15 protein-coding genes are annotated in these 13,428 nt (G+C 55.9%); 13 read left to right on the forward strand and 2 right to left on the reverse strand.

The genetic code is table 11. The features are described from left to right. Window positions 1–96 precede the first annotated feature (96 nt). The 8 genes from M1617_08105 to M1617_08140 are packed head-to-tail and all read left to right on the forward strand — an operon-like array spanning window position 97 to window position 7,094. Window positions 97–690, forward strand: coding sequence for a Na+/H+ antiporter subunit E (locus M1617_08105; GenBank protein MCL5888229.1), 594 nt, complete (start codon window positions 97–99; stop codon window positions 688–690). Further along, the gene (locus M1617_08110) at window positions 683–973 is read left to right on the forward strand and encodes a monovalent cation/H+ antiporter complex subunit F (protein MCL5888230.1); all 291 of its coding nucleotides are present in this window, start codon (window positions 683–685) and stop codon (window positions 971–973) included. Before M1617_08105 ends, M1617_08110 begins: the two co-directional genes overlap by 8 nt. Next, window positions 970–1,272, forward strand: a complete 303-nt coding sequence (gene mnhG / locus M1617_08115) for a monovalent cation/H(+) antiporter subunit G (protein MCL5888231.1) — start codon at window positions 970–972, stop codon at window positions 1,270–1,272. Before M1617_08110 ends, mnhG begins: the two co-directional genes overlap by 4 nt. Next, window positions 1,269–1,568 carry a DUF4040 domain-containing protein gene (locus tag M1617_08120; GenBank protein ID MCL5888232.1) on the forward strand — a complete coding sequence of 100 codons (300 nt, stop codon included), beginning with the start codon at window positions 1,269–1,271 and terminating at the stop codon, window positions 1,566–1,568. Before mnhG ends, M1617_08120 begins: the two co-directional genes overlap by 4 nt. Continuing rightward, on the forward strand, window positions 1,561–2,277 hold the full coding sequence (locus M1617_08125) for a sodium:proton antiporter (GenBank protein MCL5888233.1): 717 nt from the start codon (window positions 1,561–1,563) through the stop codon (window positions 2,275–2,277). Before M1617_08120 ends, M1617_08125 begins: the two co-directional genes overlap by 8 nt. Then, window positions 2,274–2,585, forward strand: a complete 312-nt coding sequence (locus M1617_08130) for a sodium:proton antiporter (protein ID MCL5888234.1) — start codon at window positions 2,274–2,276, stop codon at window positions 2,583–2,585. The genes M1617_08125 and M1617_08130 overlap by 4 nt, the downstream gene beginning before the upstream one ends. Then, complete coding sequence (locus tag M1617_08135; protein MCL5888235.1) at window positions 2,572–4,062, forward strand: oxidoreductase; 1,491 nt, start codon at window positions 2,572–2,574, stop codon at window positions 4,060–4,062. The genes M1617_08130 and M1617_08135 overlap by 14 nt, the downstream gene beginning before the upstream one ends. Continuing rightward, window positions 4,059–7,094, forward strand: coding sequence for a sodium:proton antiporter (locus M1617_08140; protein ID MCL5888236.1), 3,036 nt, complete (start codon window positions 4,059–4,061; stop codon window positions 7,092–7,094). Before M1617_08135 ends, M1617_08140 begins: the two co-directional genes overlap by 4 nt. 33 nt (window positions 7,095–7,127) lie before the next feature. Here the strand turns inward: M1617_08140 and M1617_08145 are convergent, their stop codons facing one another. Further along, complete coding sequence (locus M1617_08145; protein ID MCL5888237.1) at window positions 7,128–7,664, reverse strand: GGDEF domain-containing protein; 537 nt, start codon at window positions 7,662–7,664, stop codon at window positions 7,128–7,130. 877 nt (window positions 7,665–8,541) lie between these two features. Between M1617_08145 and M1617_08150 the strand changes: the two genes are divergently transcribed. Continuing rightward, on the forward strand, window positions 8,542–8,871 hold the full coding sequence (locus M1617_08150) for a hypothetical protein (protein ID MCL5888238.1): 330 nt from the start codon (window positions 8,542–8,544) through the stop codon (window positions 8,869–8,871). Between the two features lie 5 nt (window positions 8,872–8,876). Here the strand turns inward: M1617_08150 and M1617_08155 are convergent, their stop codons facing one another. Then, entirely contained in the window at window positions 8,877–9,800 is a 924-nt protein-coding gene (locus tag M1617_08155; protein MCL5888239.1) for a diacylglycerol kinase, read from the reverse strand. Between the two features lie 120 nt (window positions 9,801–9,920). Between M1617_08155 and rnd the strand changes: the two genes are divergently transcribed. The 4 genes from rnd (at window position 9,921) to xseB (ending at window position 13,425) form a co-directional block, all read left to right on the forward strand. Next, on the forward strand, window positions 9,921–11,108 hold the full coding sequence (gene rnd, locus M1617_08160; protein ID MCL5888240.1) for a ribonuclease D: 1,188 nt from the start codon (window positions 9,921–9,923) through the stop codon (window positions 11,106–11,108). Window positions 11,109–11,166: 58 nt separating this feature from the next. Continuing rightward, on the forward strand, window positions 11,167–11,829 hold the full coding sequence (locus tag M1617_08165; GenBank protein ID MCL5888241.1) for a zinc metallopeptidase: 663 nt from the start codon (window positions 11,167–11,169) through the stop codon (window positions 11,827–11,829). 79 nt (window positions 11,830–11,908) lie between these two features. Further along, window positions 11,909–13,174, forward strand: coding sequence for an exodeoxyribonuclease VII large subunit (gene xseA / locus M1617_08170; GenBank protein MCL5888242.1), 1,266 nt, complete (start codon window positions 11,909–11,911; stop codon window positions 13,172–13,174). Next, a complete protein-coding gene (gene xseB / locus M1617_08175) occupies window positions 13,174–13,425 on the forward strand; it encodes an exodeoxyribonuclease VII small subunit (GenBank protein ID MCL5888243.1) in 252 nt (83 codons plus the stop codon). Before xseA ends, xseB begins: the two co-directional genes overlap by 1 nt. Window positions 13,426–13,428: the final 3 nt, after the last annotated feature.

The raw sequence follows: 13,428 nt of genomic DNA on the forward strand, positions 1-13,428 counted from the left end.
AGGGTGAGGTAGCATGCCAAAGAAGCTGATCAAGAAATCGATCGACAAGAAGCTGAAAAAGACGATAGCAAAGTTGCTCAAGAAGTATCTGAAGAAGTGGTCAGGCTAGTGAACTCCAGCGTGACCTCTGTGTCCGGTGCAGCACCTTCGCGTCTGCGACTCGCTATAGGATTCGCTATATACTGCGTTGTGTTCGGTGCCATCTGGGTTGTTTTGACGAATGGCCACACCAGCTCATGGATGTTCGGTATTCCTTTCACTGCATTCGCAGCCCTGGTTTCCTCAGCAATGTCGCCGATTACTCGGCTGCCTATAAGGCCGCTGGCATTGATTCGATTCCTCGCCTACTTCCTACGCAACTCAGTCGTCGGTGGCGTTGATGTGGCCTTGCGGGCACTCCAGCCGAGCATGCCGCTGACCCCCGGGATCGTGGTCTGCAGTCTTCGGCTGCCAACTCCTACTACTCGTGCGCTTTTGGCATACACAGTGAGCTTGTTGCCGGGTACTTTGAGTTCCGGGCTGGAGGACGAGGTGATCGCCCTTCATGTTCTGGACACTGAGCAACCAGTTCTTGTGGAGATTAGGAGAATCGAGAATCTGATAGCGGACATCATGGGGATCGAGCTCCTAGAGCTTCCTGCTGTTCCCTCTGTTGAGAAAACATCCCAAGACGGTGACTTGAATGCCTGAGGGCGTCTTTGTCGGATTCGCTATCGTCATATTCATTACCATGTTACTCGGGTTTATACGTGTCGAGAGGGGGCCAACTGCTGCCGATAGGATGCTCGCAGCGCAGCTGTTCGGCACAACCGGTGTAGCTTTGATGTTGCTTCTGGCTGAGGCGTTTCAGGTTCCCGCACTTCGCGATGTCGCGCTCGTTTTAGCATTGTTGGCCGCCGTTACCGGGATTGCTTTTGTGAAGCGAGCTAATCAAATACAGGGCTCAGAGACACCCGGTGGGACCGTATCATGAGCTGGATGGACTTCCTCGTCATCGCGCTTCTAATTGTTTCGACTGCGTTTTTCATCGTTGGAACTATCGGTCTACTCAGGTTTCCCGATGTCTATTCCAGACTTCATGCATTGACTAAAGCCGACAACCTTGGTCTGGGAATTCTGATCTTGGCGCTGGCGCTCAATTCGGCCTCAGGACTGGTTTCCATACGTCTCATGCTCACATGGGTTTTGGTTCTGGTAGCCACTGCAACTACGAGCCATCTCATTGCACGGGCCGCTCGTGAAAGTGGCGTTGATCCATGGGTGAAGCCATGAATAGTCCAGTACTGTGGCTCGACATCCTAGTCGTTGTGATACTCATCCTCCTTTCCATTCGCATTTTCTCGGAGGCAAGTCTGTTCAAATCCGTCGTACTGTTCATCGCGCTTGGGCTGTTCGTCTCCTTCGCATGGGTCAAGCTGGCGGCACCGGACGTTGCACTTGCGGAGGCCGCGTTAGGAGCGGGAATCACCGGAGCTCTCTTGCTTGACACTGTCGGACACCTGAGGGGTCGCAGTGTTCCATACTCAAAGCATCAGAGTCCCGAAGACAGGACGTCGCAGAATGCCTGACAACATCGAGCGTCCAACCAGGGCGCAGCACTTGATCGCCGTAGGGCTACTGGGGACTGTGTTTCTCTTGCTTGCGCGAGCGGTATTGTCCATACCTATGGCCGAAACTGGGGTTTCTGCTGCAATTCAAGACAACATTGACGTCAGTGGTGTTATCAATCCTGTCACTGCTGTCCTGTTGAACTTCCGGGCTTGGGACACTCTTTTGGAGATTGCAGTTTTGGTCCTGGCCATCATCGGAGTTCTTTCCCTCCAGCGCGATGGAGTTCTTGTGTCGGCTCGGATGGCTCCGAAGGCGGATCCGGTTCTTTCGCTACTCACCAGGATCCTCGTTCCGCTGATGATCCTGGTCGCGGGATACCTGCTGTGGGCGGGAGAGAAGGCTCCCGGCGGTGCTTTCCAGGCTGGGTCCATACTTGGAGCTGCAGGGGTTCTTATCAGTCTCTCGGGCCACGTCCGTCCCGGGTGGCTTTCTCCATTGATAGTGAAGGTGATCATCGCAGTCGGGTTCGTTGTTTTCCTAGTAGCCGCTGTAATCCCCATGTTCTTCGACAAGAACCTACTCGAGTACCCGCTCAATCTAGCCAAGACACTGATCATCGTCATTGAGACCTGGCTAACGCTATCGATTGGAATGATCTTGGTCACAATGTTCCTATCCTCAGCAGCTCCACTTAGGGATGAGTTCGATGGGAGCGATCCGCTGTGACTCAGATAGAGATATATCTTCTCGCCGGGGCTGCGATGTTCTGCATTGGGCTCTACGGACTCGTCGTTCGGCCGCACCTGCTACACAAAGTGATGGGGCTGAACGTGATGGCAGTGGCAGTTTTCTTAGTGCTTATAGCGATTGCACGCAGAGTTCCGGGGCCCACTCCCGACGCGCTTCCCCATGCGATGGTGTTGACCGGAATCGTCGTTTCCGTGGCGGCTACCGCGTACTCCCTCGCATTGATCAAGCGAATATATACCGAGACAGGTGCCGTTACCTTGCGGGAGACAGATGACGATGTTTGATGTCATCCAGTCCCAATTGCCGGCCATCACCATAGCGGTATTGCTGTTCGCCGCCTCTGGAGCGTTCTTGGTTCGATTCGAAAGTGCAAGAGCGATAGCTCTGGTAGCCGCTATCTTGCAGCTCCTAATGGTTTCATGGATGACATGGATCGTTGTCGGTCAAGAGGCTGTATGGGTGTACACCGTCGGGGGATGGGGGGCACCGCTGGGAATCGACCTCACCATCGACGGCACGTCAGCGGTGATGATGCTTCTGACTGCCGTTGTGGGATGCGTGGTGACCATCTATTCGGCGGGCTACTTTCCGCCCAAAGATAGCTACCGACTTTTTTGGTCCCTGTGGTTGTTCTTGTGGGCCGCTATGTTCGCGCTTTTCGCATCCAATGATCTATTCAACTTGTATGTTTGCCTGGAGCTGCTGACGATTTCGGCAGTGGGACTCGTAGCGATATCGGGTGAGAGGGCGGCTTTGTTCGCCGGCATGCGCTACATTCTTTCCGCACTGGCCGGATCTCTTATCTATCTGTTTGGTGTGGCCCTGGTGTATGCATCCACTGGCGTCCTTGATTTCGATCTTCTTGCCGCACAGGTCAGCGTCGATCCGACAACGCAGGCGGGTCTAGCTCTAATGGTCATAGGGCTCCTCCTGAAGACAGCTCTCTTCCCGATGCACTTTTGGCTCCCCCCCGCACATGCGAATGCGGTCGCGCCTGTTAGCGCGGTACTCTCAGCACTCGTTGTCAAAGGCTCCTTCTACATCATATTCAAGATCATGCACGTTTTTGTAGGACATGAAATGATTCCTGGCCTTGCCGAGGTTTTGGGAATTCTCGGAGTCTGCGCAATCATCTGGGGATCCGCGATGGCCCTGATGCAGAAGCGCTTGAAGATGTTGGTCGCCTATTCGACGGTTGCTCAGATCGGATACCTCTTTCTATTGTTTCCGCTGGTGGCCGCTGCCGATGACGTTCAAACCGCTGTTCTTGCGGCCAGCGCAGGACTGTTTCACGCTGTGGCTCACGGACTGGCGAAAGGGGCTATGTTCCTGACGGCCGGGACCATAGTCAAAACATTGGGAAGTGATCACCTAGAGGATATGGCCGGACTTTCACGGTTCGCTCCGATACCGGCCTTCACTTTCGCCATTGCTGGAGTGTCGATGGTGGGACTTCCGCCATCCGGCGGTTTTGCGTCCAAGTGGTTGTATGTGACTTCGGCAATCGAAACCGGTGCATGGTGGTGGGCCGCCGCTGTGGTCGTGGGCGGACTATTGGCTGCTCTATACATATTCAAGGTCATCGCCTTGTTCATGGGGTCTGGCCAGCCGCCCGCCCAAGTCACTGTCTCCAACAGGACGATCACGGTTGCGCCCTTGGTTCTGGCCTTGATGTCGTTGGTGATTGGCGTTTTCGGTCAACCGATTCTGGATCTCCTGTATCCGGCGGTTGAGTCTTTGGCTTCGGGGATGATGAGATGAGTCTTGTCCAAATCGCCTTACTGACAGCCGTTTTGGCTCCGTGGTTTTCTGCGGTCGTCATCTTCTTGCTTGGTGAGAAGCGGCATCAAGCTCGCTTCGCCGTGGGCATCATAGGATCTGCTGTCACAACCGGGGCAGCCGGCTTTCTGGGAGTGCATCTTGCCCAAGGCGGTGCTGCCGCCACTCTTGGGGTCCCCCTTTTAGGGCTCACATTTGGATTGACCGTTGATCGACTTGGTGTCACATTCGCACTTCTAGCAGCCACCTTGTGGTTCGTAACGACTTTCTTTGCAACGGGCTACATGGCGCACCTGAAAGACAAGGCGCGATTCTTCGGATTCTTTGCGATATGCGTCGGCTCCGCGGTCGGCATCGCTTTTTCGTCGAACTTGTTGAGCCTCTTCATCTTCTATGAGGCGCTCACTCTGGCCACGTACCCGCTGGTTGCTCACAAGGGGTCGCAAGCGGCGATCAAGGGAGGCCGAACTTACCTAACGTACGCACTTACAGGCGGAGCAGTGCTTCTTGTAGGGGTTGTATGGCTTCATGCACTCGGCGGTGGAGCCTTCGTTTCCTCGGGCTCTATTCCCGAAGGGCTCTTAGGTACTCACTCGGTGCAGCTGACCGTGATCTTTGCGATGCTCATCGCCGGCTTCGGCGTCAAAGCTGCGTTGTTCCCAGCGCACGGGTGGCTCCCTGCCGCGATGGTGGCACCTGCTCCTGTCAGTGCTCTGTTGCATGCGGTTGCGGTGGTCAAGGCGGGCGTCTTCGGAATCGCCCGCGTGATCCTCGATGTCTTTGGAATCGAGGCAGCCTCGCTCCTCGGGGTGCTCGACCCACTGGCCTTGCTGGCAGGATTCACCATCATCTACGCCTCGGTCAAGGCTCTCAAGCAGGACGACATCAAGAAGCGCCTCGCATATTCGACGATAGGACAACTCTCCTACATGGTGCTGGGGCTTGCCATAGGGACTCCGATTGCAATTGCGGCCGCACTTGCCCATCTCGTGCATCATGCGTTCCTCAAGATCACGATGTTCTTCACCGCTGGCGTACTGGCTGAGGAGGTCAAGATCACTCGAGTCAGCGAGATGGATGGAGTAGGCCGAAGGATGCCGTTGACCATGCTGGCGTTTTCACTTGCAGCATTGGGGATCATCGGAATTCCGCCCATCGCCGGCTTCGTCTCCAAGTGGGGACTGGGGCTCGGTGCGCTCGAAGACGGCCTTGTCTGGCCGCTGGCCGTGCTCGGCGTAAGTAGCGTGCTCAATGCCATATATCTGCTCCCAATGATCGGCCGCGCTTGGTTTGGTGCCCCCAAGCCTGAGTGGATGAACCTAGCCAAGCAAGGCTACAAGCGATTTGAAGGGGAGCGGCTTCTCGTGTTGCCACTGCTCGTCACAGCTTGCCTTGGTGCCCTTATGGGCCCACTTGCTTTCCTGGAGCTCTCGCCGACTCGATGGGCCTCCATGGTTTCAGACGCATCGAGCGTGATGTCTGTTCCGTGGCGAGCGGAGCCATTCCATCTGGACTTCACGGGGACCCTGTTCCTGGTCTTGGCTGGGGTAGTTTGGCTGGTGTCAGCGTTGTCCGCGTGGCGCGCCGAAGGTCACCACAAGTGGCGATTCCGAATATTTCTACTCATGGCAGCCAGCGGTTCGATAGGCGTAGCCTTCGCTCATGATCCGGCCATGTTCTACACGTTCTATGCGATGATGGCGTTGTCGGCATATGGCTTGATCACACACTCGAACAGGGCCCAAAACCGCCGCGCAGGCCGAATTTACATGAGCTACACGGTATTCGGTGAGGCGCTTTTGCTTGCGGCGTTGATGATAGGGTCTTTCGGCACCGATACCTTCACAGCTGTACTAATCGATTCACTCTGGCGCGACATAGGCATTGGACTGCTGCTTGTAGCCTTCGGCATCAAGATAGGCGCAATCGGCGTTCATGCCTGGATGCCGTCTGCTTACGATTCCGCCGCACCCGGAGTGGGTGCAGCGCTTGCGGGAGTGGCATCTTCGGCGGGGATCATTGGATTGGTCAGGTTCCTTCCGGGAGGCGTCATCGATCTTCCTGGTTGGGGTTCGGTGGCCATAGTCGCAGGTCTCATCGTTGCTATGTTTGCCGCCCTAGTGGGTTGCACACAGGTCAGACCCCGACGCGTCCTGGCCTATTCGAGCATGAGCCAGTTCGGCATCATGGCCGTCGGCATAGGGGCTGGCCTGGCTAGCTCTGAGGTTTGGCCTATCGCTGTCACCGCGGTTGCGATCTATGTGGTTCATCATGGATTTGCGAAAGCCGCTCTTTTCGCTAGCGACGAGAGCGTAGCTCATGCAGCTACCAAGCGCTGGGCACTGCCGATCATCGCATTTGCCGGACTGACTCTGGCGGGCATGCCGTTTACTAGCGGGGCCATTGCCAAATTGGCACTCAAGGACACTCTAGTGGCCCTTCCCGGTCAATGGGAGACATTCTTGGGTGTGATGCTCTCAGTGAGCGCAGTCGGCACAACCTTGTTGATGGCTAGATTCCTGCATCTTTCGTGGAAGGGGAGTTCAGACCAGGCAATTCGCTCAGACACACCTTCAGGGCTGGGCATCATCTCGATGGCGGTACTCGCGCTCTTCACGGGCATGTTCTTATGGATAATGCCTGACCAAGTTATACAAGCTGCAGCCGAGAAAGCTCTCGGATTCTACGGAGCGGCAGACCTAGCGCTTCCGATCCTGATTGGCGTTGTAGCTTTCGCACTGGTTATGGCGTACTCCGTACGACGGACGGATATCCGATCGTTGGTACGCTTTCCGATTGTCGACCCTTGGGTAAGGTTGACAGAAATTGTCGATTCCTTCCTGCTGATCCGTAAACCCGAGGTCGCTGAAGCAAGGGCAGAGCCGGTAGACGACGGACCAATGACAGCGTTACACCGTGCAACTCTTGCAGAATCTTATCTTCTGAGTTGGCCCGTAGCTTCGATTCTAGTCGTCGGGCTACTGTTGCTGGCGTTGGTGCTCGCGCTTCTGTAACCATTCTGGCCGAGAGAGCTGAGCGGTAGGGAATCAAACCTCTGACTTGCCGATCCTGTCCCTACCATCCTGTTTTGCCTGGTAGAGAGCCTGGTCCGCACGTTCGAGAAGGAATTCAGGCTCAGCGTCCGATTCAGCAATGGTGGCGACTCCAGCACTGGCGGTAGTCCGAAGCGGCGCTCCTTCATGCGTCAAGTGGTCCGACCTGAATGCGTGGAGAACCCTCTCGGCTAAAGACGATGCCGCTTCAAGGTCACTGTTTGGGGCAACAAGAAGGAATTCCTCACCGCCGATCCTGCCGAGGAGGTCGTAGGGTCGGATGACCGAGCTCGCCCTTTCGGCAAAGTGGCGCAGTACTCTATCTCCGACAAGATGCCCGTGAGTGTCGTTGACCGACTTGAAATGGTCTAGGTCGAACTCAACAATACTGAGATGACCTCCGGAGCGCTTGGATCGTTCGAATTCCTCGTTGAGCCTAGCCAGTGTCATTTGGCGATTCGCAAGGCCGGTCAACTGGTCAATCGTTGCAGCTCGCCGAAGGTCCTTGTTGACGGTTTGCAGCTCAGCCATCAACCGTCTCATCATTGTCCGCACAACAAGCAAGGTTGCCCCGGTGGTCGCTAGCCAGGCGAGAAGCAGCAACAACGTTAGATTCCGCAGTGTCAGCTGCAGCGGCTCGGCGGGCATAGCGATGCTGAAAGCGCCGATATATCGGCTGTTGCCCGTTTCAGTCGGCGGCGTAGTGTGACAATCAAGGCAGGATCGCTGTGCGGAAAGCGGGGTAACGAATCGGTACTCTTGGCCTGCCGCGGCACCGATCGACAAAAGACTCGACCCACTCTTCACCACGATCGATGTCCTCCAGGGCTGTACTTTCCCATGCATCGGGGTAATTATCCGGATTTATCGGAGTGTTGCTGATCAGCCGGAACCGGACACTGTCGTTCCCGGTACTGAGGTCCGCTATCTCGCCTATCATGGTGTAAGGGTCTACGAGTACAAGAGCCTGGCCATCGACCGTTCGGGTCACGTCGCTGATGCCTCGAGCCCTAAGGTAGCGACTTTCCTCTGAATCGTACCTCCCAGAAACCCATGCGCCCTTGTTTTCGCTGTTCCACTCGCGCACAGTCAGAACGAGATCCATATAGGTTTGCGCTTTGGCTCTTATAGATTCTAGATGGGCGTTACGTGCAAAGTGCCACACTCCGACATACAATAAGAGTGTCGACACAGTGATGAATACCACTAGGCGACGGTGGAATATCTTGAGATCACGGTCTTCTTCTCGCAGCACAGGCGTCCTCGTTTGACGAAGTATACGTTTCTATAGACCATCCCGTATTGCCACACTGTCAGCATAGCAGGTCATGTGCCACTGTTGGTATGTGAGCAGCCCGTCCGGACCGTAGTCAGATAGTCAGTCCGCCTATGTCGAAAGGGGTTGAACATGAAGAGCAACCGACTCTCTAATCTTTTGTTTGTGGGACTACTCCTAGCCTTCGCTCTATTTGCCGCAGGATGCGCCGCTCAAGAATCCGACGGACAAGGACAATCGACGGGTGGGGCGTATGCGCCTGATCCGATGCCTGAGGATCCGAACAGCCCCCAAGCTTTGACTGACCGGAGATGTTCGATGTGTCACTCTCTCGATCGGGTGTATGAGGCGGATTTCGATCGCGCCGGGTGGCAAGAGACCATGGAGAGGATGCAATCACTAGGACTGGTGGTCACTGACGAAGAGTTCCAGGTCATATTGGACTTCCTGGCAGAGAGATAGCTACATCAGGGCACCAGGAAATACTTGTCCGAAACAAGTAAAAGGGCGTTTTCAGGCAGCACGCGAGCTTCGAAGGGCGTGGAAGAGGCCAACAGTTCACCATCGAACTGAACGGGAAGCGCAGGGTCTGCTTCAATGCGGACATGCGACGCTACGTACGTTTCCACCCCCGCTGTTCGGTCTGCATGCTGACCTGTGGTCCGGTCTATGATTGCCGCCCAAACCGCAGGTATCAACTCGAAAGCGTTGCGAGTGCGCAGCACGATGACTTCGAATAGCCCATCTCGGGGGTCGCTGGCGTGGATGAGCGGAAGATCGAACTGCAGTCTGGCAACGTTTGCGACCAACACGGCGATCCCTTCGGTCTCAACGGTCTTGCCATCCAGGGTGAGCCGGAACTTGGAAATGGTAGGCATCAGATTTGCCAGCGCACCAACGAGGTATGCGGAAACCCCGATGGAAGGCTTCAGCTCCTGAGCGGCTAGCATTATTGATGCATCGAAGCCTGCTCCTGCGGCAATCATGAAACCTTCCGTCCGTCTTTCGGGCGTTCCGACTTCTCCAACGGAAAGCTCGCAAATATCGATAGGGGTGGTTTCATTGCCAAGAGTGATGGCAGCCAACTCCCGCGGATCGTAGGGCATACGCAAATTCATGGCGAGTAGATTTGCGGTTCCCGCTGGATACGCGAGTACTGGAGCTCCGGTCCCTCTCATTGCGTAGCAAACACCGGTCACCGTGCCGTCACCGCCGCAGGCGATGACCCGATCGAATTGGGAAGCATCCCTAGTCACTTCGCGTAGGGACGTGCCGCCGTGGAGATAACGAACCACGGTCTCGCTGCCAGACTTCCCAATCGCGCGGATGCACTCGTAGATACTTATGTCACTTTGTCCGGCGCGGTCGTTTATTATGCATAGTATGCGCATCTGGTTCTCCGATCGCGGAGGCGTGCTTTGCTATTGCTCGTCAACCAACAGAACGATGGCGATGAAGGCTCATAGTGTGTCACCGTATCATGTTAGCCCAAACCTATCAGGGGAGTCAGTGTGTACATAGCAGACGCTCGAACGCTGGAAAACTTTTGTAGCCGATTGATCGGCGCCAAAGTACTAGCCATCGATACAGAATTCATGCGTGAGCGCACCTATTACGCCAAGCTGTGTTTGATGCAGATAGCTGCAGAGGACGAGGTCGCCCTCGTCGATCCCTTCGTCGTAGATGACCTGAGCCCACTGGTTTCCTTACTGGCCGACCATCGGGTACAAAAGGTGGTTCACTCTGGCCAGCAGGACTTAGAGATACTCTTTCAGACAACCGGAGCCGTCACCAGACCGATATTCGATACGCAGGTTGCCGCGACCATCGTCGGCTTCGACAGCCAAATGAGCTACCAGAGCCTCGTCTCTCAGGTTCTTGGCGTCAACCTGGACAAGTCGAGTACTTATACCGATTGGGCCCGACGACCCTTAAGTGACGCGCAAATCGAGTATGCACTCAATGATGTGAGATATCTTCCCCGTCTCTATTCAATGCTCCACGCTAAGCTGACCTCTACAGGTCGCCTAGAATGGCTCTCGGCTGATTTTGAACGTTTGTCAGACCCCTCGGCTTTCACCGTCGATCCAGATTCGATGTGGCGGCGGGTCAAACGCGCATCCTCCCTCAGCCGCAGGGCCCTTGGTGTCTTGCAGAAGGTGACGGCATGGCGAGAGGTTGAAGCTCAGCGCCGGGACATCCCCAGGCGGTGGCTGTTGGGAGACGAGACTCTGGTGGAGATTGCACGCCATGCCCCTCAAGATGCTCATGCACTGGACGAGATCAGGGGAGTGGACAGCAAGCTATCCAATACTGCACGAGATGCACTTCTGGCGGCGGTCTCGGCGGGACTCCAGCTCCCAGACTCCGACTTGCCTTCGTTTCCTAAACGCCGAAAAACTCCAGCAGAGGCAGACGGCGTGGCAGACCTAATGGCTGCACTGATCCGGGTTCGCGCCAAACAGCATGGCGTAGCACAGCCGGTCCTGGCCACTCGTGAAGATATCGAATCCCTGGCTGCTGGCGGCCGAGATGGGTCCCCGTTGCTGGAAGGATGGCGGCGTCGTCTTGTGGGAGATGATCTGCTTCGCTTGCTAGAGGGGAAGCTGTCGCTATCGGTTGTCGACGATAGGCTTTGCATGACGCGTACATACGAGGACGTCATTGGGGATATAGAGGATGGCACACATCTCGCTTGATAGGCTGGAAATCGATCAGACCGACAATACTTAGAGAATTCGGGAAAGGGCACTCCAGATGAGTTGGATGTTACTGATGATCGTTGCTATAGCATTGGGTGGGCTTACTCAGCTATGGGTGAAGCGATCCTTCAAGCGTTATAGCCAGGTTCCCTTGGCAACAGGTCAGACTGGTGCACAGGTAGCCAGACATATGCTCAATGCCGAGGGGCTCCACAATGTGGCAATTGAACGTGTGGCCGGAGACCTCACCGATCACTACGATCCCCGTACAAAGGTCATTCGACTGTCGGCAGCCGTTCACGACGGAACCACAGTCGCCGCAGCAGGTGTTGCCGCTCACGAGGCTGGTCATGCCGTTCAGGATGCGAGGGCGTTCGCTTTCGCTAGGATTCGCTCGGCACTCGTTCCAACCGCACAGCTAGGCTCTTCCTTGGCGATGCCTTTGGTGTTCGGCGGTATCATTCTCAACTTCGCAGACCTCATAATGTTGGGAGTGATCGTATTCGCGGCGGCAGTTCTATTCCAGTTGGTCACACTCCCCGTGGAGTTCGATGCCTCACGTAGGGCTTTGGTCGCCCTGTCCACAGGCAACATGCTACCAGCCGACCAGGTTAGCGGTGCTCGGACGGTGCTGACCGCAGCCGCGCTTACTTATCTAGCGGCAACATTAGTGGCAGTCCTTCAGCTTCTGTACTTCTTGAGCTTGGCCCGACGCTAGGACAAGGCCGACAACTCGGGGCTCGTATGCGACAATACATTCGTCGGTTGACCTAGTGGGTCGTGTTCAGGGAGGGTCTGTGTCGCAGAGAGCGCCAGTGTCAGTCAGTGAGGCCCTGACGCAGGCGCGGCGTTCCCTGGAGGCCATTCGACTTCGGGTTATTGGAGAAGTCTCTGATCTCGCCGATAAGGCCGGCTATAAGGCGGTTTACTTCTCCATTCGTGACAAAGAGAGCACCATGCCGTGCTTGATGTGGTGCGACCCATACCGTGCATGCGGTATACAACTTCGCAGCGGAATGCTCGTGGTCCTCGATGGCAACTTTTCGGCGTATGTGCCAAAAGGGCGCCTTCAGTTCGTTGTTTCTCGAATCACGCCGGCTGGCGAAGGGGAGCTTCGGCTTAGGGTCGCTGAAAGAGCCAGGATGCTTCAGGCAGAGGGACTCATGGATCCCGCACGCAAGCGCCCCGTGCCGACCTTCCCAAAGAGGATCGCACTCGTCACGTCACCTCGAGGCAAGGCCGTCCACGATGTCATTCGCACCCTTCAAAGGCGCTATCCTGTCGCCGAACTCCTGATTGCCGGAATAAATGTCGAAGGGCCGCACGCGGTGACCTCGATCGTCACCGGTCTGACAGAGGCCATCCGATCCAAGCCTGACGTCATTCTTCTGGTTCGAGGCGGAGGGAGCTACGAGGATTTGCTCCCATTCAGCGAAGAGGTCGTGGTCAGAGCGGTAGCTACATCTCCGGTGCCGATCGTTACTGGGATCGGACATGAGCCTGATACGTCGATTGCAGACATGGTTGCAGATGTCTCGGCATCTACCCCTACAGCCGCGGCCGAGGCCGTCTCTCCGTCCACCGAGGAGATATCCCGCTTGATGCTGAAGAAGACCCGCATGCTGTCTAGGGCATTGACCCATGGCGTAGACCGCGCTGGGCACAGAGTACAGATGCTGAAGCAAAGGACGCCTTTCCGCGACCCCATGAGCCTGCTTGCGCACCACCTACTCAAAGCGGATTCGCTGCAAGCCAGCCTGGCCCAAGCCTTGCCGAGGGGACTCGAGGCCAAGGAGGCAGCGTTTCTCCGGGTCCAAGATAGACTGCTTCACGTTGGGGCATTCGTCACTATGATTCCAGCAAGCCGATTGGAGAGTGCGGTTGCTAGGTTGCATGACCTTTCGCCATTAGCTACCCTCGGAAGAGGATACTCCGTGTGTACATCATCGGCCACTGGTCGTCTTATACGTTCAGTCGAAGATGTCGACAGCGGACAAGAGGTTCTGGTACGAGTAACGGATGGTCAGATGAGATGTATGGTGGATGATGTCGAAAGGGCCTGATGTTGCAACCAAATGATGAAGTTCAGGGCTTGACCTTTGGTGAAGCAATCAGCGAGATCGAAACAATAGTCGCCGCACTGGAGAGTGGTCGGCTCGAGCTCGAAGAAAGTTTAGAACGTTACGAGAGGGGGGTGGCTCTCGTGCGCTTCGTCCAGACAAGTCTCTCGCAGGCCCAACAACGCGTGACGATGCTTGTCGGAGAACTGGAGTCGGAAGCAGAGGGCGATTTGACTTCAGGCCCATCCGAGTAATAT

The organism is Actinomycetota bacterium (assembly GCA_023488435.1).
Classification (GTDB): Bacteria; Actinomycetota; Coriobacteriia; order Anaerosomatales; family UBA912; genus UBA912.

What these genes read in the sequence shown, in the direction of transcription:
- M1617_08110 (MCL5888230.1), top strand. Translation starts at nt 683, where the DNA reads ATGCCTGAGGGCGTCTTTGTCGGATTCGCTATCGTCATATTCATTACC.
- mnhG (MCL5888231.1), top strand. Translation starts at nt 970, where the DNA reads ATGAGCTGGATGGACTTCCTCGTCATCGCGCTTCTAATTGTTTCGACT.
- M1617_08120 (MCL5888232.1), top strand. Translation starts at nt 1,269, where the DNA reads ATGAATAGTCCAGTACTGTGGCTCGACATCCTAGTCGTTGTGATACTC.
- M1617_08125 (MCL5888233.1), top strand. Translation starts at nt 1,561, where the DNA reads ATGCCTGACAACATCGAGCGTCCAACCAGGGCGCAGCACTTGATCGCC.
- M1617_08135 (MCL5888235.1), top strand. Translation starts at nt 2,572, where the DNA reads ATGACGATGTTTGATGTCATCCAGTCCCAATTGCCGGCCATCACCATA.
- M1617_08140 (MCL5888236.1), top strand. Translation starts at nt 4,059, where the DNA reads ATGAGTCTTGTCCAAATCGCCTTACTGACAGCCGTTTTGGCTCCGTGG.
- M1617_08145 (MCL5888237.1), bottom strand. Translation starts at nt 7,664, where the DNA reads ATGGCTGAGCTGCAAACCGTCAACAAGGACCTTCGGCGAGCTGCAACG.
- M1617_08150 (MCL5888238.1), top strand. Translation starts at nt 8,542, where the DNA reads ATGAAGAGCAACCGACTCTCTAATCTTTTGTTTGTGGGACTACTCCTA.
- M1617_08155 (MCL5888239.1), bottom strand. Translation starts at nt 9,800, where the DNA reads ATGCGCATACTATGCATAATAAACGACCGCGCCGGACAAAGTGACATA.
- M1617_08165 (MCL5888241.1), top strand. Translation starts at nt 11,167, where the DNA reads ATGAGTTGGATGTTACTGATGATCGTTGCTATAGCATTGGGTGGGCTT.
- xseB (MCL5888243.1), top strand. Translation starts at nt 13,174, where the DNA reads ATGTTGCAACCAAATGATGAAGTTCAGGGCTTGACCTTTGGTGAAGCA.